This is a genomic window from Pseudomonas sp. TCU-HL1, assembly GCF_001708505.1.
GTDB lineage: Bacteria > Pseudomonadota > Gammaproteobacteria > Pseudomonadales > Pseudomonadaceae > Metapseudomonas.
Genome location: NZ_CP015992.1, coordinates 4166748 through 4184851, shown reverse-complemented (window position 1 = coordinate 4184851; position 18104 = coordinate 4166748). Strand labels below are relative to the sequence as shown.

17 protein-coding genes are annotated in these 18104 nt (G+C 64.3%); 7 read left to right on the top strand and 10 right to left on the bottom strand.

Translation table 11 applies throughout. The features are described 5' to 3' along the window. Positions 1 to 112 precede the first annotated feature (112 nt). Positions 113 to 916, bottom strand: coding sequence for a helix-turn-helix transcriptional regulator (locus tag THL1_RS19380; RefSeq protein ID WP_069084748.1), 804 nt, complete (start codon positions 914 to 916; stop codon positions 113 to 115). Positions 917 to 1117: 201 nt separating this feature from the next. On the opposite strand from THL1_RS19380, the gene THL1_RS19375 reads away from it, so the two are divergent. The 3 genes from THL1_RS19375 (at position 1118) to THL1_RS19365 (ending at position 4046) form a co-directional block, all read left to right on the top strand. After that, a complete protein-coding gene (locus THL1_RS19375; RefSeq protein ID WP_069084747.1) occupies positions 1118 to 2473 on the top strand; it encodes an APC family permease in 1356 nt (451 codons plus the stop codon). A 15-nt stretch (positions 2474 to 2488) separates the two neighbouring features. Then, positions 2489 to 3145 carry a P1 family peptidase gene (locus THL1_RS19370; RefSeq protein WP_069084746.1) on the top strand — a complete coding sequence of 219 codons (657 nt, stop codon included), beginning with the start codon at positions 2489 to 2491 and terminating at the stop codon, positions 3143 to 3145. Between the two features lie 235 nt (positions 3146 to 3380). Continuing rightward, positions 3381 to 4046, top strand: coding sequence for a hypothetical protein (locus THL1_RS19365; protein WP_069084745.1), 666 nt, complete (start codon positions 3381 to 3383; stop codon positions 4044 to 4046). A 48-nt stretch (positions 4047 to 4094) separates the two neighbouring features. Here THL1_RS19365 and THL1_RS19360 read toward each other — a convergent pair whose 3' ends face one another. Next, entirely contained in the window at positions 4095 to 5093 is a 999-nt protein-coding gene (locus THL1_RS19360) for a sulfate ABC transporter substrate-binding protein (protein WP_069084744.1), read from the bottom strand. Positions 5094 to 5295: 202 nt separating this feature from the next. Continuing rightward, positions 5296 to 7476 carry a patatin-like phospholipase family protein gene (locus THL1_RS19355; protein ID WP_069084743.1) on the bottom strand — a complete coding sequence of 727 codons (2181 nt, stop codon included), beginning with the start codon at positions 7474 to 7476 and terminating at the stop codon, positions 5296 to 5298. 72 nt (positions 7477 to 7548) lie between these two features. Between THL1_RS19355 and THL1_RS19350 the strand changes: the two genes are divergently transcribed. After that, on the top strand, positions 7549 to 7833 hold the full coding sequence (locus tag THL1_RS19350) for a SelT/SelW/SelH family protein (RefSeq protein ID WP_069084742.1): 285 nt from the start codon (positions 7549 to 7551) through the stop codon (positions 7831 to 7833). 23 nt (positions 7834 to 7856) lie between these two features. Here THL1_RS19350 and THL1_RS19345 read toward each other — a convergent pair whose 3' ends face one another. From THL1_RS19345 to THL1_RS19335, 3 genes are all read right to left on the bottom strand, one after another. Further along, complete coding sequence (locus tag THL1_RS19345) at positions 7857 to 8741, bottom strand: DMT family transporter (RefSeq protein WP_069084741.1); 885 nt, start codon at positions 8739 to 8741, stop codon at positions 7857 to 7859. After that, a complete protein-coding gene (locus THL1_RS19340; RefSeq protein WP_069084740.1) occupies positions 8738 to 9073 on the bottom strand; it encodes a tRNA-binding protein in 336 nt (111 codons plus the stop codon). The genes THL1_RS19345 and THL1_RS19340 overlap by 4 nt, the downstream gene beginning before the upstream one ends. Before the next feature lie 82 nt (positions 9074 to 9155). After that, entirely contained in the window at positions 9156 to 9908 is a 753-nt protein-coding gene (locus tag THL1_RS19335; RefSeq protein ID WP_069086570.1) for an AraC family transcriptional regulator, read from the bottom strand. A 134-nt stretch (positions 9909 to 10042) separates the two neighbouring features. Here THL1_RS19335 and THL1_RS19330 point away from each other — a divergent pair, with 134 nt between their 5' ends. Both THL1_RS19330 and THL1_RS19325 read left to right on the top strand, forming a co-directional pair. Then, the gene (locus tag THL1_RS19330) at positions 10043 to 10876 is read left to right on the top strand and encodes a UDP-2,3-diacylglucosamine diphosphatase (protein ID WP_069084739.1); all 834 of its coding nucleotides are present in this window, start codon (positions 10043 to 10045) and stop codon (positions 10874 to 10876) included. Continuing rightward, complete coding sequence (locus THL1_RS19325; RefSeq protein WP_069084738.1) at positions 10873 to 11904, top strand: glycosyltransferase family 4 protein; 1032 nt, start codon at positions 10873 to 10875, stop codon at positions 11902 to 11904. Before THL1_RS19330 ends, THL1_RS19325 begins: the two co-directional genes overlap by 4 nt. Positions 11905 to 11958: 54 nt before the next feature. Here THL1_RS19325 and THL1_RS19320 read toward each other — a convergent pair whose 3' ends face one another. Then, positions 11959 to 13332 carry an adenylate/guanylate cyclase domain-containing protein gene (locus THL1_RS19320; RefSeq protein WP_069084737.1) on the bottom strand — a complete coding sequence of 458 codons (1374 nt, stop codon included), beginning with the start codon at positions 13330 to 13332 and terminating at the stop codon, positions 11959 to 11961. Between the two features lie 158 nt (positions 13333 to 13490). Then, positions 13491 to 13808, bottom strand: coding sequence for an Mpo1-like protein (locus THL1_RS19315; protein ID WP_069084736.1), 318 nt, complete (start codon positions 13806 to 13808; stop codon positions 13491 to 13493). Between the two features lie 144 nt (positions 13809 to 13952). Between THL1_RS19315 and THL1_RS19310 the strand changes: the two genes are divergently transcribed. After that, a complete protein-coding gene (locus THL1_RS19310) occupies positions 13953 to 14963 on the top strand; it encodes an AraC family transcriptional regulator (RefSeq protein WP_069084735.1) in 1011 nt (336 codons plus the stop codon). 120 nt (positions 14964 to 15083) lie between these two features. Here the strand turns inward: THL1_RS19310 and THL1_RS19305 are convergent, their stop codons facing one another. Together THL1_RS19305 and THL1_RS19300 are read right to left on the bottom strand one after the other, a co-directional pair. Next, positions 15084 to 16538, bottom strand: coding sequence for a TrkH family potassium uptake protein (locus THL1_RS19305; protein ID WP_069084734.1), 1455 nt, complete (start codon positions 16536 to 16538; stop codon positions 15084 to 15086). 78 nt (positions 16539 to 16616) lie between these two features. Beyond that, positions 16617 to 18071 (bottom strand): TrkH family potassium uptake protein, encoded by a 1455-nt coding sequence (locus tag THL1_RS19300; protein WP_069084733.1) that lies wholly within the window; start codon positions 18069 to 18071, stop codon positions 16617 to 16619. Positions 18072 to 18104 lie beyond the last annotated feature (33 nt).

Here is an 18104-nt window from a genome sequence, read left to right as displayed (position 1 = left end):
ATTATTAATGTCAAAGGAATATAGGGTGACGCTCGTTCCAAGTTGTGCGGACGAGAGCGAGCGGTTACCAAATGGTCGGAAGGCATGAGGGACGGGCGCCGGAGCTGGGATCTCAGGGGTTCTCCGGATCATGGCCCAGGGCCTGGATGAACAACGAGAACAGCTCCGGCTGGGATGAGATATCCAGCTTGGCGTAGAGATGGCGGCGGTGAACTTTCACCGTCTCCGGGGAAATGGCCAGGCGCTCGGCCATGGCCTTGGAGGAATAGCCCCGGAGGATCAGACGGGCGATTTCCAGCTCCCGCTCCGACAGCACGCCCGCGCCGAACTGGCTCAGGGCATCGCGCACCTGCGAGGCCATCTCGTCCTGGCGCGGTGGTAGCGGCGAGCGGGTGCGCTGCTGCCAGTGTTGCTGCATCAGCGCCAGTACCCAGCTCGCCAGCAGCCCCAGCATGCCGCACTCGTCGGCACTGAACCGCCGGCGCATGCCCAGCGACAGCGACAGGCTGCCCTGTCCCGGAAACTGGGCGATGAACTGCACCTCGTCTTCCAGCACGTTGTCGTGGAAATAGCTGAGGTAGTACTCGCTCTGGCGGAAATGGTCCGGGGCGATTTCCTCCAGGCGATGGAAGCCACTGGGTAGGCCCTCGCGGCAGGCCTGGTAGAAGGGGTCGAGCAGGTAAAGGCCGTCCAGGTAGACGGGCATCGAGCCCGGCCCCGCCTGGGGTTCGGCGTCGTATTCCTCCAGGGGCTGTGGCGCGCCGTCGGCCGGGTAGAAGGTGGCCAGGGCATTGTCGAAGGGCAGCCACTGGTGCAACAGCAGGGTCAGTTGCTTCCAGAAGCGATCGCCGCCGATCTGCTCGATGGTGCGGCCCAGGCTGGCGTGCAGGCCGACTTCCCTGAACAGACTGTCCATCCGGTTCTCCGATTGTGTGGGGGAGGGTGCGCAAGCTTGGCCTATCCGGGCCCGTTCCCGTCAAGGGGCGTACTCCAATAGGGTGATTGGCGCCCCGGTCGGCCACTCCCAGAATGCGTCCCACAACAACATCTGCCGCCGTCATGGCGGATTCCCGCTTCGTTTCTGCCTCACTCCAATAACAAGCAAGAGGATCAGGATATGGGCTCTTCCACTGGGTCGTTGAAACCCACCCTGGGTACCTTCGATGTAGTCGCCATCACCGTTTCTTCGGTCACCCCGGCCAGTTCGGTGTTTGTCATCGCTCCTTTCGCCATCCAGCAGGCCGGCAGCGGCGCCTTTCTCTCCTTCGTCCTGGCCGCCGTGCTCGCACTGATGTTCGCCTGGTGCTACGCCGAACTTGGTCGTGCCCACCGGACGGCGGGCGGCGAGTACGTCTACGCCAAGCGCGTGTTCGGCGGCATGGCCGGCTACGCCACCTTCCTGATGGTGCTGGCGGCGATGATTTTCGTTCCTCCGGTGCTGGCGACCGGCGCGGCGACCTACCTCAATGTCGCGCTGGGCACCCAGTTCGATTCACAGCTGGTGGCCCTGGTGGTCGTAGCCGCGAGCTACCTCTTGGGCATCCTCAATATCAAACTCAATGCCTGGGTCACCGGCATCTGCCTGCTGCTGGAAGTCTCGGCCCTTCTGGTGATAGTCACCCTTGGCTTCGGCAACGCGGAGCAGCCGGCGAGCGTGCTGCTGCAGCCGCAGTTGGTGGAGAACGGTGTATTGGGCGCGGCACCCATGGCGCTGGTGTTCGGGGCGGTCGGTGTCGCGCTGTTTTCCTACAATGGTTTTGGCGGCGCCGTGCTGCTCTCCGAAGACATGAAGGACGGTGGTCACGGCCTTCCGAGGGCGGTGCTCTGGTCGCTGTTGCTGGTGGTCGCCATCGAGTTGGTCCCGCTGACAGCCGTGCTGATCGGCGCGCCTTCGCTCAGCGAACTGATCGCCAGCCCGGACCCCATTGGTTACCTGCTTTCCAGTCATGGCAACGAAACCTTGTCGCGGCTGGTCAGCGCCGGCATCTTCCTCTCAGTGTTCAACGCCATCATCGCCATCGTCATCCAGATCGGCCGGGTGATCTTCAGCAGCGGCCGTGACGAGTTGTGGATGCCGGCGTTGAACCGCGCCTTCACGCGCATCCACCCGCGCTGGGAATCGCCCTGGCTGGCGACTCTGTTCCTCGCGGTACCCTCGGCCCTGCTCAGCTTCAGTTCGAGCCTGGCGGAACTGACGTCCTTTACCGTGCTGCTGATCGTCCTGGTCTACCTGATCATCGCCCTCTGCGCCCTGTTCAGCCGGGTATTGCGGCGCGATGTCGAGCACAGCTACCGCATGCCGCTCTGGCCCTTGCCGGCTCTGCTGGCGGTGACCGGCGCAGGTTATCTGCTGCTGAACCTAGCGTTGGAAGCGTCCAGCCAGGACCTCCTGATCATCGTCGGGCTGCTGGCGGTATCGGTGATCCTCTACGGCACCTGCGGCAAGTTCAGCCCCGCTTTCCAGAAACTCTGAAATACAGGATTCGATATGCGCGCACGTCAATTGGGAATCAGCATCGGGCTCGGAATGCCGGGCGAATTCAACGCCATCACCGATGTACCGGGAGTGCGCGTCGGCCACAGCACCCTCCGCAAGGATCGCGGCGGCAAGCCGGTTCGGCCCGTGGGCGCCCTGGTGCAGGCCAACCATGGCGTGCGCCGCGAGCTGCGGGTGGATGGTTATCCGGTGGGGCGGCTGTTGCAGGAAATCGAGTCGCCCTTCGCCGAACGCGATACCCCCGGCATGGGCTCCATCGTGGTCATCCTCGCCACCGATGCACCGTTGCTGCCGCACCAGTGTCAGCGCCTGGCCCAGCGCGCGTCCATCGGCATCGCTCGCACCGGCGGCGGCACCGAGGACTCCAGCGGCGACATCTTCCTGGCCTTCGCCACGGGCAACCGCGACCTGCCGCCGGCGGACTACGGACGCAAGGACCTGCCCTTCAGCACGCCGCTCGCCATGGTCAATAACGATCACATCTCGCCGTTGTTCGCGGCGGCGGCGGAAGCGGTGGAAGAGGCCATCGTCAACGCGCTGCTGGCTGGACGCGACATGGTTTGTGCGGATGGCCGGAGGGTGCCGACGCTGGGGTGCGATGTCTTGCTGGAAGCCCTGAAAGGCCCGGGCTGGAAGCCCGGTCACTGAATCCGGTGGCGAGAAGCGAAGGAGCCCGCAGGCTCCTTTGTCTCATTGTTGATTCACATTTCCTTTCGTCGGTGAGTCCCCGGAATCGGACCTGTGGCGCATGGCGCTACCCGCAACTGAAACACGCGACCTGCATTCTTCATGCCGTCAACCAGTTGGCGCCAAGGCTTCGTGTTTTAGTTTGCCCTTGCAGCCTGGCGCCGGCTCCGCACAGCCACTTCGAACGGGACCCATCGTGGAATTCTTTCATCTGATCAATTCGCTTCTGGAGCAGGACACGACCAAGGAGCTGGTTCGACTCGCCGTCGTCTACGCGCATCTGATTGCCTGCTGCGTCGCCGTGGGCCTGGTGCTGACCAGTGATCTGGCCATGGCCAGGCAACTGTTGCGTGGCGACGACTCCGCGCACTGCCGGCCGTCCCACCTGGAATCCCTGCAACGCACCATTTCTCTTGCCCTGCTGATGCTCTGGGTGACGGGTGCCGTCATCATCCTGCTCGACATGTCGGTCAAGGGCTGGACCTATCTGCTCAATCCCAAGCTGCAGGCCAAAGTACTGATCGTTGCGCTGCTGACCCTGAACGGCATGCTGCTGCACCAGGCTGTCCTGCCGGCACTGGCGCGCGCCGGTTCGCTGCTCGGCCTGCCCCCGGCCATGCGCAGCCTGGCGCTGTTCGCCGGTACCGTGTCTGCGGTGTCCTGGTTCTACGCCGCGATGCTGGGCGTGGGCCGGCCGCTGGCGTGGAAGTACAGCCTGGCCGAGCTGATGGTGGCCTATCCGCTGCTGATCCTTGCCGGTTACGTCGCCATGAGCCTGCTGGTCGGCTGGGCTTCGCAGCGGCGCCAGCGGATCGTCGCGATGGCGGCCGGGCCGGACGCCAGCCGGCAGATGGCTTCCTGACCAAAAAAAGAGAGCGGCCCAGGCTGCTCTCTTTCATTTCCACCGGCCTTACTGGCCGCTGTAGATCTGATCGAACACACCACCGTCGTTGAAGTGGGTTTTCTGCACGTCACGCCAGTTGCCAAAGGTCTTCTCCACGGAGAGGAATTCCACTTTCGGGAAGCGGTCGGCGAACCTGGCGAGGATTTCCGGGTTGCGCGGGCGCAGGTAGTTGTTGGCGGCGATGGTCTGGCCCTCGTCGCTCCACAGGTACTTGAGGTAGGCCTCGGCGGCGGCGCGGGTGCCTTTCTTTTCCACCACCTTGTCGACCACGGTCACTGGCGGTTCGGCCTCGGCGGAAACGCTGGGGTAGACCACCTCGAAACCGCCACGGCCGAATTCGCGGGCGATCATCTCGGCTTCGTTCTCGAAGGTCACCAGCACGTCGCCAATCTGGTTCTGGATAAAGGTGGTAGTGGCGGCGCGGCCACCGGTATCGAGCACCGGCGCCTGCTTGAACAGTTTGCCGACGAAGTCCCTGGCCTTGTTCTCGTCGCCGCCGTTCTTCAGCACGTAGCCCCAGGCGGAGAGGTAGGTGTAGCGGCCATTGCCGGAGGTCTTGGGGTTGGGAACCACCACTTGTACACCCTCCTTGAGCAGGTCCGGCCAATCCTTCAGGCCCTTGGGGTTGCCCTTGCGCACGATGAACACGGTGGCGGAGGTGAAGGGGGCGCTGTTGTTCGGCAGCCGGGCTGCCCAGTCCTGTGGCACCAGGCCGCCGTTGTCGGCGAGGGCGTTGATGTCGGTGGCCTGGTTCATGGTGATGACATCGGCGGGCAGGCCGTCGATCACTGCGCGCGCTTGCTTGCTGGAGCCGCCGTGGGACATCTGCAGGGTGATGTTCTCGCCGTTCTCTGCTTTCCAGTGCTTCTGGAAGGCGGCGTTGTAGTCCTTGTAGAAGTCGCGCATCACGTCGTAGGAAACGTTGAGCAGGGTGGGCGCGGCCTGGGCGGCGCTAGCCAGGGCGAGGCCGGCGGCGAGGAGGGAGGCGGAGAACAGTCGTTTCACTGGGCGTTCCTTCTGGGCAGTGTGAGCGCTGGACTATAACGGAATGGCATATTTCCTTTTAATACTGAAAAGTCATTTGGTTATTTCCATTCGCGCAGTCAGCTCTTGTAGGTTGTGGCTGAGCTTTGCGAAGCCCAACACGCGAAGCCGAGGTTTGAAATGTTGGGCTTCGCTTCGCTCTGCGCCAACCTACGGCAGTTCCTCAGAACACCCGGCCGAGGTTGAGGTAGAGCGCTCGCTCGGCTTCGTCGTTCAGGCCGTAGCTGAAGTCCAGCGGGCCGAGGGGCGTATCGAAGCTGATGAAGACGCTGGCAGCGTTGATGTAGCCGCTGTCGAAGCTGTTGTCGTTGTTCCAGGCACGTCCGCGTTCCAGGCTGCCACCGAGGTACACCGGGAAATCCAGCGGCAGGAAGGAGCGTTGGGTCAGGCGACGATAGTAGATCGCCCGCGCCAGACTGATGTTCTGCCCGGCGATGGAATCCTGGCGGAAGCCCGACAGCTGGCGCGCGCCACCCAGCAGGAAGCTGGACGTGATCACTTCGGCATCGTCCAGGGTGCGACCATAGCGGCCGCCGAGGACGAAGGTGTCCGGACCGGAGCCCAGTGCCTTGTCCAGGCTCAGTTGCCACTGCCGGTAGCGTTCGTCCGAGCCCAGGCTCGGGTCGTACTGGCGCAGGGTCAGGCTGATGTCTTCGCCGTCGTGGGGGTAGTCCACGTTATCCAGGGTGTCGAACGAGTACTTCAGCTCGTAGTAGCCCTCGGTGAATTCGAAGCTGGGCAGGTCGCGCTCGCCAACCCGCACGTCGGCCTTGCCCCAGGCCTGGCCGACGCCAAAGCGGATCTCGCCGTTGTTGGCGATCTGCCGCCCGAGGTTCAAGCCGTAGCCATAGCGCTCCAGGCGGTATTCGGCGATGGGGTCGTTGCCCTGGATGGCCTCGACGTTCTGCGCCTCACCGAACAGGTAGGGGGCGACGAAGTAGCGCGAGCCGGCGTCCAGCGGCTGGTAGAACTCACTGTAGAGCTCCTGGTGGTCGCCCACCTGCAAGCGTGTCAGCCATTCGGCGCCCAGTTCGTTGATGCCGTTCTTGCGGTAGCTGGCCCCCAGGTTGAAGGCGCTGTCGCCACGCATGTCGTCGGAGAGGTTCAGGCCCAGGCGCAGGTAGTCGGTGCCGGCGCGCTTGCCACGGGCGTTGATCACCAGGGCGTTGCCGTCCTTGCGCTTGATTACCCGGTAATGCACCTGCTCGAAGTAATCCAGGCCGTAGAGCGTGCTCATGTCGCTCTGCAGGCGGTCCAGGTCCAGCGGTTCGCCCAACGGCTGGCGGATATAGCGGCGGATCACCGCGTCGCCGATCTTCGAGTCGTTTTCGATCAGGATGTGGCGGATCACCGGCGTGCGCTCGCTGGGCAGCCGTGCGCTGTCCAGTGCCTGGTCGCGATGTTCGGACAGCGGGCGGAGTTCCGCCAGGCGCCCCGCGAGGATATGTGTGGCACGGTAGCCGGCCTCGATCATCTCGCGGGAGCGTCCGAAGTCGGTGGCGCCGTAACCGGCCAGCGGAGGCTGGATCAGCAGGTCAGTGGGCTTGAGGGTGGCCAGCTGGGCTTCGGAGTTGGTGCGCGTCATCAGGGTGACCGACTGGTTGAGCACGTCCACCACGGTGGTCAGTTCCTTGCGCGAGCGCAGCGGCGTGCCGATGTCGACCACGATCACCTGGTCGACGCCCATCTCGCGGGCGACGTCCACCGGGATGTTGTCGACCATGCCGCCATCCACCAGCAGTCGGCCGTTGACTTCCACCGGGGCGAATACCGCCGGAATCGACATGCTGGCGCGGATGGCCTGGGGCAGGTGGCCGCGGCGGAACACGACTTTCTCGCCGGTGGCGATGTCGGTGGCCACAGCGCGGAAGGGGATGGCGAGCCGGTCGAAGTCGCGGGTGTCGCTGGTATGCACCAGCAGGCTTTCCAGCAGTAGAGCGAGGTTCTGGCCCTGGATCACGCCGAGCGGCAGGCCCAGGCTGCCGTCGTCACGAAAGCTCAGTCGCTGCTTGACCAGGAAGTCGCGGTCATCCTGCTTGCGGCGGAAGGGGACTTCCGTTCGTGGCGGCTCGTCGGACAGGGTGCGCTGCCAGTCCATTTCGGTGGCGATCCTTTCCAGCTCGTCGACCGTATAGCCGGCTGCGTAGAGCCCGCCAATCACAGCGCCCATGCTGGTGCCGGCGATGGCATCGACCTTGATGCCCTGTTCCTCCAGCGCCTTGAGTACGCCGATATGGGCCAACCCACGTGCGGCGCCGCCGGACAGCACCAGGCCGATCCGTGGTTCGGGCTGGGCGAGGCAGAGCAGGGGGAGGAACAACAGGCAAAGCAGAAGGCGGCGCATAACGCATCCCTGGTCAGGCGGAGGGCTGAAGCCGGCTATTATAGGGCGCCCAACCTGTCACCGAGCCTAACCATGTCTGCGAGCAAGCCTGAAATCGTCATCACCTATTGCACCCAGTGCCAGTGGTTGCTGCGCGCCGCATGGCTGGCCCAGGAGTTGCTCAGCACCTTCAGTGATGACCTCGGAAAGGTCAGCCTGGAACCCGGCACCGGTGGCGTTTTTCGCATCACCTGCGATGGCGTGCAGATCTGGGAGCGCAAGGCCGATGGCGGCTTCCCCGAAGCCAAGGTGCTGAAACAGCGTGTTCGCGACCAGATCGACCCGGCGCGGGACCTGGGCCACAACGACCGTTCCTGAGTGTTGATTCGTGGGATGGGATTTCACGGGGTTGCGGGCGCCACCTTGGCTTCCGCCGCCGCGCCTTTCCTCGCCGACAGGGCGATGGCAAAGATGATCAGCGCGCCACCGGCCAACATGCGCAGGCCGGGCTGTTCGTCGAACAGCCACCAGGCGAAGGCGATCCCATAGACAGGCTCCAGGGCGAAGATCACGGCGGTGGTGCGCGCCTTCAGCACCTTGAGGCTGGCCACGAACAGGCTGTGGGCGAGGCCAGTGCAGAGAACGCCGAGCAGGGCGATCCAGAACCAATCCATCGGTTTCACCTCGTGCAGCAGCGGCCAACTGAAGGGTGCCAGGCAGAGCACGATGGTGAGGTTCTGACAGAGCGCTGCCTTGACCGGGTCCAGCCCCCTCACGCTGACGCGGTTCAGCAGCGACAGCAGGGAGAACAGCAGGCCGGACAGAATGGCCGAAAGCAGACCCTGGGTAGCCGCGCTGCCCCAGTCGAAGCTCGGGGTCACCAGCACCAGGCCGAGGCTCACCAGGGCGACGATGATGATTTCCTGGGTGCGGATGCGCTCGCGGAACAGCAGGCCTTCCAGCAGCAAGGTGAAGGCAGGAAAGCTGGCGAATCCGAGGGTCGCGATCGCCACGCCGCCCACCTGCACCGCATGGAAGAAGGTGATCCAGTGGGCGCCCAGCAACAGGCCGCCGAGGGCCAGCAAGGCCAGCTGGCGCAGGCCGGGGTTCGGGCTCTTGCCACGGGTGATGAGCTGGGCGAAGAGTGCCAGGGCGATCACCGCGAACAGCCCGCGGCCGAAAGTGATGATCATGGGCGCGGTATTGGCGAGCTTGCCAAAGATGCCCGAAAGGCCGAACAGCAGGGCCCCCAGGTGGATCGCCAGCAGCGCATTGCGTTCCTTCATGCCAGGCGCGCCCCATTGGGCAGCGGTTTGTCGAAGCTGGCCAGCACCACTTTGTTTTCGTCGTCATGGACGCCGGTCACCAGCACTTCCGAACGGATGCCGGCAATGCGCTTGGTGGCGAAGTTGCAGACGCAGAGTACCTGGCGGCCGACCAACTCTTGCGCCTCGTAATGGGCGGTGATCTGGGCACTGGAGGTTTTCACCCCGAGTTCGCCCAGGTCCACTTCCAGCACGTAGGCCGGCTTGATCGCCTTGGTATTGGGGGCGACGGTGAGGATGGTGCCGACGCGCAGTTCAACGCGCTCGAAGTCGTCCCATTCGATGGTGGACATAGGGTTCTCCCTGATCACGATCGCACCAGTCTAGTGATGACGAACGGCCTTGTCTGTCGCCAGGCTCGCGGGGATTGTCGCGCTACTCGTGGCCATTGCGCAGGGCGCGCGGGGTAACGCCGAACTCGCGGGAGAGGGCGGCGGTGAAGGCGCTCTGGGAGCTGTAGCCGACCCGGACAGCGATGTCGCCCACGGCCAGTCGGCTTTCCAGCACTAGCTGGCGACCGAGGTGCAGGCGTCGGGCGCGGACGTAATCCATGGGGGTCTGCCCGGTTTCAGCCAGGAAACGGGTGTGGAAGCGCGCCACTGACAGCCCGCAGAGACGGGCCAGGTCGGCTACCTGCAAGGGGCGGGCGGCATGCTGGTCGATATGCGCGTCCAGCGCCGCCAGGGGCAGGGCGCCGCTGTCCTGTGCCTGGACACCGGGAGCGGCCAGGCTGGCCAGCAGAAGCCCGGCGGATTGCCCGGAGATCACTTCATCGGCCAAAGGGCTGGAGGCGATCCAACTGACCAGTTGGCTCTGCGCCGGGTTCAGGTTCAACGCGCCGGGGCGTTCCAGCAGCCGCCGGCCGGCGTCGAAGTGCCGGCCCAGCGTGTGGCGCAGCCACTCGTCGTCGGGCACATCGACCACCAGGCAGAGGCTGCCGCCGGGGCTGCCGCAGGCGTGCTGGGCCTCGGGTGGCACCACGGCCAGGGTCTGGCGCTCGACCCGCGCACCGCAGCCATCCACCTCGAAGTCCAGGCGGCCGGTCAGGCCGAACACCAGCTGCGCGTAGCTGTGGCTGTGGACCAACAGGTCGTGGTTGTACTGGCGCAGGGACAGGATCGAATGCATGGCGGTCACCTCGGAGCAAGCGGGCATTCTACTCCCTGTTGCATGGCGCGCGCTGTCACAGGCCTGCAACCTGCCGTTCATCCTCGATTCACCGCGTGGGCCCACCATCGGCGAAACCCCGCCGGAGGTCGCCCATGAGCAGCGTCGAACGCCTGGAACCCGTCATCAAGACCAAGCCCCGCAAGCAGCGCGTGCGTACCTTGTGGATTTCCGACGTCCACCTGGGGACCCGCGACTGCCAGGCCGAGCGCCTGGCGCGTTTCCTCAAGCAGTACCACGCCGATCGCATCTACCTGGTTGGGGACATCATCGACGGTTGGAAGCTGCGGGGCGGTATCTACTGGCCCCAGGCGCACACCAATGTGATCCGCCGCCTGCTGACCATGAGCAAGCGCGGCACCGAGGTGATCTATGTCACCGGCAACCACGATGAATTCCTGCGCCGCTATTCCGCGCTGATGCTGGGCAACATCCAGCTGGTGGACGAGGAGGTACACGAGACCGCGGACGGCCGCCGCCTGCTGGTGATCCACGGCGATCAGTTCGATGTAATCACCCGCTACCACAAATGGCTGGCCTTCCTCGGTGACTCCGCCTACGAGTTCACCCTGACCCTCAACCGCTGGCTCAACCACTGGCGCGAGCGCTGGGGCTATGGCTACTGGTCGTTGTCGGCCTACCTCAAACACAAGGTGAAGTCGGCGGTGAACTTCATCAGCGACTTCGAGGAAGCCATCGCCCACGAATGCGTCAAACGCGGGCTGGATGGGGTGGTCTGCGGCCACATCCACCACGCGGAAATCCGCAGGGTGGGCGAGGTGGAATACCTCAACTGCGGCGATTGGGTGGAGTCCTGCACGGCGCTGATCGAGCATTGGGACGGCAGCATCGAGCTTTACCGCCTGGCCGATGCCCAGGCGCGAGCTCTGGAAGCCCGTGCTCTGGAGCTGGTCGAGCCGGCCGCATGAGGATTCTGATCGTCACGGATGCCTGGTCGCCCCAGGTGAATGGTGTGGTTACCAGCCTGCAATCGCTGGTGACTGAACTCGAAGCGCTCGGTCATTCGGTGCTGCTGCTCTCGCCCCAGGGTTTCCGCTGCCGGCCTTGCCCCAGCTATCCGGAAATCCCGCTGGCCTGGGACCTCTGGCGGGTCGGTCCGATGATCGAAGCCTTCCGGCCCGACTGCGTGCACCTGGCGACCGAAGGCCCGCTCGGCTGGGCCGCAAGGCGCTGGCTGGTCAAACGCGGCCTGGCATTCTCCAGTGCCATCCATACCCGTTTTCCCGAATATGTTCATGGCCGCTGGCCCTGGCTGCCGCTGTCGTGGGGATACGCCTTCCTGCGCCTGTTCCACCGCCCCAGCCGCGCGGTGCTGGTGACGACCGAGCGCATGCGTGAAACCTTCGCCAACCACGGGCTGGTCTGGCTCAATCTCTGGCGCAAAGGGGTGGATACGGCGCTGTTTCGCCCATTGGCGCTGCCGAAGCCAAGCCAGCCGGTGTTCATCTACGTCGGTCGCCTGGCCACGGAGAAGAACCTGCACGCCTTCCTCGACCTGGAACTGCCGGGGGAGAAGTGGGTGGTGGGCGATGGTCCGCTGCGCGGCGAGCTGGAGGCGCGCCATCCCGATGCGCGCTTCTTCGGTTACCGCCAGGGCGAGGAGCTGGCGCGCTTTTACGCCCAGGCCAGCGTCCTGGTGTTTCCCTCGCTGACCGATACCTACGGCCTGGTGATGCTCGAAGCCCTGGCATGCGGCACGCCGGTCGCGGCGTTCCCGGTGGCCGGACCCTTGGATGTGCTGGAACCCGGCGTTACCGGCTGCCTGGACGAAGACCTGCAACGCGCTTGCCTGGCGGCGCTTGAGCTGGACCGCAAACGCTGTGCGGAACGGGCGGCACGCCTGTCCTGGCGGGCCTCGGCCCTGGAGTTCCTGGCCTGTCAGCCGTTGCTGGATGGCGAGCCGTGTGTGGGGCTGAGTCCGGCCGTCGAACGCTGAGGCTGCGTCGGGAACACTTGTCCTTGTAGGAACGAATGAATTCGCTCCCACAAATCAGGGAATGATCTTGTCCCGCAGCTTCTCGGCCGCCAGTTGCAGGGCCTGGATGACCTTGGCCTTGTCGTAGTTCTGGATGCTGTTGGTATCCAGGTACATGGAGAAACCGGGCAGTTCGTGCTCGACATAGCTGGAGGCGGCACCGAGGTCGCGGCGGAAGTCCACCACCTGGTAGATCTGTACCGGCCGGGTGAAACCCTTGACGTTGATCTGGCCCTTGTCGCGGCACATGATCACGTCCTTAACCAGCGAGTAGGTCTCGTGGGAGATCAGGATCTCGCCGGCATCCGAGGCGGTTTCCAGGCGGCTGGCCAGGTTCACTTCGCGGCCGATGATGGTGTAGTCCATGCGGGTGTCGGCGCCGAAGTTGCCCACGGTGCAATAGCCGGTGTTGATGCCCATGCGGATTTCCAGCGGCTTGGTAATGCCTTGGGCGCGCCACTGCTGGCGCAGGACTTTCATGTGCTTGCGCATAGCCACCGCCATGGACACGGCCGCCACGGCGTCTTTCTTGGCACCCTGGGTGCTGGGGTCGCCGAAGAACACCATGACGCTGTCGCCGACGAACTTGTCGATGGTGCCGCCGTACTTGAGGGCGATCTTCGACATGTCATTGAGGTAGTTGTTGAGCAGGTCGGTCAAGGCCTCGGCTTCCAGCTCCTCGGAGAGCTCGGTGAAGCCCTTGATGTCGGAAAAGAACACGCTGAGCTTCTTGCGCTGGGTTTCCAGGCGCACGCTCTTCTTGCCGCTGAAGATCATTTCCCAGACCTGGGGCGACAGGTATTTGGCGAGGTTGCGTGCCAGCCGGGCGGCCTTTTCCTGTTCGCGCTTGATCTCGCTGCGAGCCTGGGCCAGGCGCAGGCCCTGCTGGTGCACGAAGAAGGCGGTGATGCAGATGTAAAGGGTGGTGAACAGCACGCTGACCAGGGCGACCAGGGCAGGGGTGCCGCCCTTCAACTCCGGCCGCAACGCTACGCCAGCCACAGCCGTACTGACCAGGAGCCCCGCCAGTACCAGCGTCATCTGGCGCAGGCCACCCAGGATCATGGCGTTGAAGCTGAGGGTCAGCAGGACCATCAGGGCCGGGACCACCGAGAAGCCCAGCAGGGCGACCGTCGCGCCGGCATGGAAGGTGTCGACTCCGAGCAAGAGGCGATCCGTGCGCTGTCCGGGGAAACGCAAACTCAGGTGGTGGGCCAGGTGCGGGTAGAGCAGGGCGTAGGGAACCATCCAGAGGATGTCGAAGCTGAAGTGCTGGACGTAGGTACCCGCGGCGATGCTGGCGGCAATGGCCATGTAGGCCAGTACCCGGGAGTAATACTCGCGCAGCACGGGCGTCGCGGCGGAAGGGTCGAGCATGGCGGGCTTCATGGCTTGGGTCTGTCCCTGGTGCTTTCTTGACGCCGGGTTGTGGCGTTCGCTGAACGCTGCAAGTCCTGGGCCACGGCTTTGGCTGGTGCGGGATCATAACCAAGCCCGGGACCGGCGGCCAAGGTGAAGCTGGCGCCGGTCTTGCGGGGTGCGGAAAGTCAGAAGCGGATACGGCCGGTCAGGGCGTCCTTGAGCATCACCCAGTCGCCCATGAAGCTGTAGAGCGGGTACTTGAAGGTGGCCGGTTTGTTCTTCTCGAAGACGAAGTGGCCAACCCAGGCAAAGCCGTAGCCGGCGAACGGGATGGCCAGCAGCCAGAGCCACTGCTGGGTGGCCAGGGCGTAACCGAGGATGCCCAGCACCAGCACGCTGCCCACGTAGTGGAGGCGGCGGCAGGTGTCGTTGCTGTGTTCCTGCAGGTAGTAGGGATAGAACTCGGCAAAGGTGTGGAAGCGGTCGGCGGACTCGACAGGCATGGTGGCGGCTCCAGGTTCTTGTTGTCTGGAGCAGTGTAGGACGGGAGTCTCCGAGGGCCAGTGACAATGAGCGCCACTTTAGTATCCTTGCCGGCACGCCAGCCCTGCTGGCGGCTGTCTTGAACCTCAGAACAAGAAGGCGCCATGAGCGAACGCACGACATCTTCGAGCTGGGCCCTTGGAATCGTCCAGGCCCTGGAAATGGGCGGAGTGGATTGCCGCAATCTGTTTCCGGAACTCGGTCTCGACTACCAGGCCCTGAACGATCCCGACGCCCGTTTCCCCCAGGACGGCATGACCCGCCTCTGGCTGCGTGCCGTGGAGCTCTCAGGCAATCCGGCCATCGGCCTGAACATGGCCAAGGTGGTGCGCCCGGCGTCCTTCCATGTGGTGGGTTACGCGCTGATGTCCAGCCGCAGCCTCAAGGAGGGATTCACGCGGCTGGTGCGTTATCAGCGAATCATCGCCGAAGGCGCCGACCTCAGTTTTTGCGCCCTGCCGGAAGGCTACGAGCTGCGCCTGTCGATCCATGGTGACCGACTGCCGCCGGCCCGGCAGAGCGCGGAAGCTTCCATGGCTTATTGCCTGGCATTCTGCCGCTGGATGACGGGGCGGCCGATCAACCCGCTGGAAATTCGCTTCCAGGGGCCGGCGCCGGTGGACCTGGAGCCCTATCGCCAGGTCTTCCAGGCGCCGCTGCGTTTCAATGCCGAACATTGCGCGTTGCTGTTCAGCCGCGCCGACATGGAAGTCTCGCTGCCCACCGCCAACGAGTCGCTGGCGCAGCTGCATGATCGCTTCGCCGGCGACTATCTGGCACGCTTCTCCGGGACCCGCGTCACCCATCAGGTGCGCCAGGTGCTCTGCCGCCTGCTGCCCCAGGGCGAACCCAAGCGCGAAGTGGTGGCCAGCTCCATGCACCTGTCCCAGCGCACCCTGCAGCGGCGTTTGCAGGAGGAGGGGGTGAGCTTCCAGCAACTGCTCGACGACACGCGTCGCGAGTTGGCCGAGCAGTACCTGGCGCAGGTGAACCTGACCTTGCTGGAGATTGCCTACCTGTTGGGGTTTGCCGATCCGAGCAACTTCTTCCGCGCCTTCCGCCGCTGGTTCGACAGCACGCCTGGGGAATACCGCGCGCGGTTGGAAGAGGGCTGATTCCCGCCGCATTCTTCTCTGTAGGCGCGATTTCAATCGCGAAGCAGGCTACAGGCCTGCCCATATGGGGCCTTGTCGCGAATGAATTCCGCACCCAGGTACTGATCGAGACTTCCCTTCTCAATGCCGCCAGAAGTAGGGCGTCAGCAGCACCAGTACGGTCAGGATCTCCAGACGGCCCAGCAGCATGCCGAGGGTCAGCAGCCATTTGGCGCCATCCGGCAGGCTGGAGAAGTTGCCGGCCGGGCCGATGATCTCGCCCAGTCCGGGGCCGACGCCGGAAACCGTGGCGGCGGCGCCAGTGAGGGCGGTGATCCAGTCCAATCCCATCAGTGACAGGCCCAGGGCGATGGCGCAGATGATGATGGTGAAGAAGAAGGAGAAGGTCAGGATCGAGCGGACGATGTCATCGTCCAGGCGATGGCCGTTGTAGACCTGCTTGATCACCGCCCGTGGATGCACCAACTGCTTGAGGTTGGCCTTGAGCAGGATGTAGGCCACCTGGAAGCGGAAGATCTTGATACCGCCGGCCGTGGAACCGGAGCAGCCGCCGACGAAGCCCAGGTAGAAGAACAGCATCAGCGAGAAGTTGCCCCACAGGCTGTAGTCACCCAGGGCGAAGCCGGTGGTGGTGAGGATCGACGTGGTATTCACCGCCACGTGGCGCAGGGCATCCAGCCAGTGCAGGTTGGTCGTCAGCCAGTACCAGGTGCCGAGCACCAGCCAGATCGCCAGCAGCAGGCCAAGGAAACCGCGTACCTGTTCATCCTTGAACAGCGCCATGCGATGGCCGCGGAACACGGTCACGTAAAGCATGAAGGGCAGGCTGCCGAGGATCATCACCACCACCGCCACCCAGTGAACCGCCGGCTGCTGCCACTTGGCCAGGGACTGGTCGGAGGTGGAGAACCCCCCGGTGGAAATGGCGGACATGGCGTGGTTGATCGCGTCGAACGGGCTCATGCCCGCCAACCAGAACGCCAGGGCGCCGAGGGCGCTGAGGCCGATGTAAATGGCGACGATGTACTTGGCCACTATATGCGAGCGCGGCAGGACCTTGTCCGAGCGGTCGGATGATTCGGTCTGGAACAGGCGCATGCCGCCGATCCGCAGCAACGGCAGGATCGCCACGGCCATGCCGATGAAGCCGATGCCCCCCAGCCAGTGCAGCAGCGAGCGCCAGATCAGGATGCCCGGCGACATGTTGTCCAGCCCGCTGAGCACGGTGGCGCCGGTGGCCGTGATGCCCGACATGCTCTCGAACCAGGCGTCGGTGTAACTGATGCGCTGGGTGAGCAGGAAGGGCAGGGCCGCGAAGATGCCGACGATGATCCAGCTGGAAACAGTCAACAGGTACATGTCGCGCGGGCGCAGGTGAACATGATCCGGGCGTCCGGGGATGACCAGGGCGAGGCCGGCGATGAACGTGGCGAGGCTCGACCAGATGAAGGCGTTGATGTCCCCGGTGCGGTCATAGACCACCAGGGTCAGCACGGGAATGACCATGCTGACCGCCAGGGTAATCAGGAAGATGCCGTTGAGGAAGCCGATGATGCGAAGGGTCGGCAGGGCCATGGGGTCCGTTTCAGGCAGAGGGCGAAAGGCGCAATTCTAACCGCGCCCGGCGCCCTGTAAACCGGATGGGCGCCAGTTTCAGTGTTTCCAGAACTTGGGCGTGAACAGCACCAGCACCGTGAGGATCTCCAGACGGCCCAGCAGCATGCCGACCGTGAGCAGCCATTTTGCCGAATCCGGCAGGGTGGAGAAGTTACCCACCGGGCCAATGATCGGCCCCAGGCCCGGTCCTACGTTGCACACCGCAGTGGCGGCGCCGGTCAGGGCAGTGACCCAGTCCAGGCCGAGCAGGCAGAGGCCGAGGGCGATCACCGCGATGGTGGTGGTGAAAAAGAACGAGAAGGTAATCAGCGAGCGGACGATGTCGTCGTCGAGGTTGTGGTTGTTGTACTGCTGCTTGATCACTGCGCGTGGGTGCACCAACTGCTGCAGGTTGGCCTTGAGCAGTTGCCACGCGACCTGGAAGCGGAAGATTTTCAGGCCGCCGGCGGTGGACCCGGAGCAACCGCCGATGAACGTCAGGTAGAAGAACAGCATCACCGAGAAACTGCCCCACAGGGTGTAGTCGCCGAGTGCCACGCCCGTGGTAGTCACCACTGACGTAACGTTCACCGCGACGATGCGTACGGCGTCGAACCAGCCGTTGTCGGAATTGGCCCAGAGCCAGGTGCCGACCAGCAGCCAGGTGATGACCAGGAAACCGACGAAGCCGTGTACCTGGTGGTCGCGCAACAGGGCGGCCCGGTTGCCGCGCATGGTCGCGACGAACAAGGTGAAGGGCAGGCTGCCGAGCATCATGATCACCACCGCTACCCAGTGCACTGCCGGCTGTTTCCAGTTGGCCAGCGACAAGTCAGACGTCGAGAAACCGCCGGTGGAGATCAGCGACATGGCATGGTTGACCGCCTCGAAAGGCGTCATCCCGGCCAGCCAGAAGGCCAGGGTGCCGAACACCGTCAGCCCGGTGTAAACCAGCACGATGTACTTGGCCACCATGTGCGAGCGCGGCATGACTTTCTCACCCCAGTCGGAGGATTCGGTCTGGAACAGGCGCATGCCGCCGACTCGCAGCAGCGGCAGGATGGCGACGGCCATGCCGATGAAGCCGATCCCGCCCAGCCAGTGCAGCATCGAGCGCCAGATCAGCAGCCCTGGGGAAGCGCTGTCCAGCCCGGTGAGCACCGTAGAGCCGGTGGTGGTGATGCCGGACATGGTTTCGAAGAAGGAGTCGGTGTAGCTGATGTGCTGGATCAGCACCATGGGCAGGGCTGCGAAGCCGCAAACGATGACCCAGCTCGCCGTGGTCAGCATGTACATGTCCCGTGGACGCAAGTGAGCGTGCTCGGGGCGACCGGGTGCTACCAGCGCCACGCCGGCGATGAAGGTGATCAGGCTCGACCAGAGAAAGGCGAAGATGTCGTCAGTGCGCTCGTAGATCAGCAGGGTCAGCATGGGAATGACCATGCTGACCGCCAGCGTGATGAGGAAAAGGCCGATGATGAAGCCGATGGTGCGCAGTGTCGGCAGTGACATGGAACTCTCACGGGCGGTAGTCGAACGGGCGAT

Coding starts and splice junctions, on each gene's coding strand:
- THL1_RS19380 (WP_069084748.1), bottom strand. CDS start 916: ATGGACAGTCTGTTCAGGGAAGTCGGCCTGCACGCCAGCCTGGGCCGC.
- THL1_RS19375 (WP_069084747.1), top strand. CDS start 1,118: ATGGGCTCTTCCACTGGGTCGTTGAAACCCACCCTGGGTACCTTCGAT.
- THL1_RS19370 (WP_069084746.1), top strand. CDS start 2,489: ATGCGCGCACGTCAATTGGGAATCAGCATCGGGCTCGGAATGCCGGGC.
- THL1_RS19355 (WP_069084743.1), bottom strand. CDS start 7,476: ATGCGCCGCCTTCTGCTTTGCCTGTTGTTCCTCCCCCTGCTCTGCCTC.
- THL1_RS19350 (WP_069084742.1), top strand. CDS start 7,549: ATGTCTGCGAGCAAGCCTGAAATCGTCATCACCTATTGCACCCAGTGC.
- THL1_RS19345 (WP_069084741.1), bottom strand. CDS start 8,741: ATGAAGGAACGCAATGCGCTGCTGGCGATCCACCTGGGGGCCCTGCTG.
- THL1_RS19340 (WP_069084740.1), bottom strand. CDS start 9,073: ATGTCCACCATCGAATGGGACGACTTCGAGCGCGTTGAACTGCGCGTC.
- THL1_RS19335 (WP_069086570.1), bottom strand. CDS start 9,908: ATGCATTCGATCCTGTCCCTGCGCCAGTACAACCACGACCTGTTGGTC.
- THL1_RS19330 (WP_069084739.1), top strand. CDS start 10,043: ATGAGCAGCGTCGAACGCCTGGAACCCGTCATCAAGACCAAGCCCCGC.
- THL1_RS19325 (WP_069084738.1), top strand. CDS start 10,873: ATGAGGATTCTGATCGTCACGGATGCCTGGTCGCCCCAGGTGAATGGT.
- THL1_RS19320 (WP_069084737.1), bottom strand. CDS start 13,332: ATGAAGCCCGCCATGCTCGACCCTTCCGCCGCGACGCCCGTGCTGCGC.
- THL1_RS19315 (WP_069084736.1), bottom strand. CDS start 13,808: ATGCCTGTCGAGTCCGCCGACCGCTTCCACACCTTTGCCGAGTTCTAT.
- THL1_RS19310 (WP_069084735.1), top strand. CDS start 13,953: ATGAGCGAACGCACGACATCTTCGAGCTGGGCCCTTGGAATCGTCCAG.
- THL1_RS19305 (WP_069084734.1), bottom strand. CDS start 16,538: ATGGCCCTGCCGACCCTTCGCATCATCGGCTTCCTCAACGGCATCTTC.
- THL1_RS19300 (WP_069084733.1), bottom strand. CDS start 18,071: ATGTCACTGCCGACACTGCGCACCATCGGCTTCATCATCGGCCTTTTC.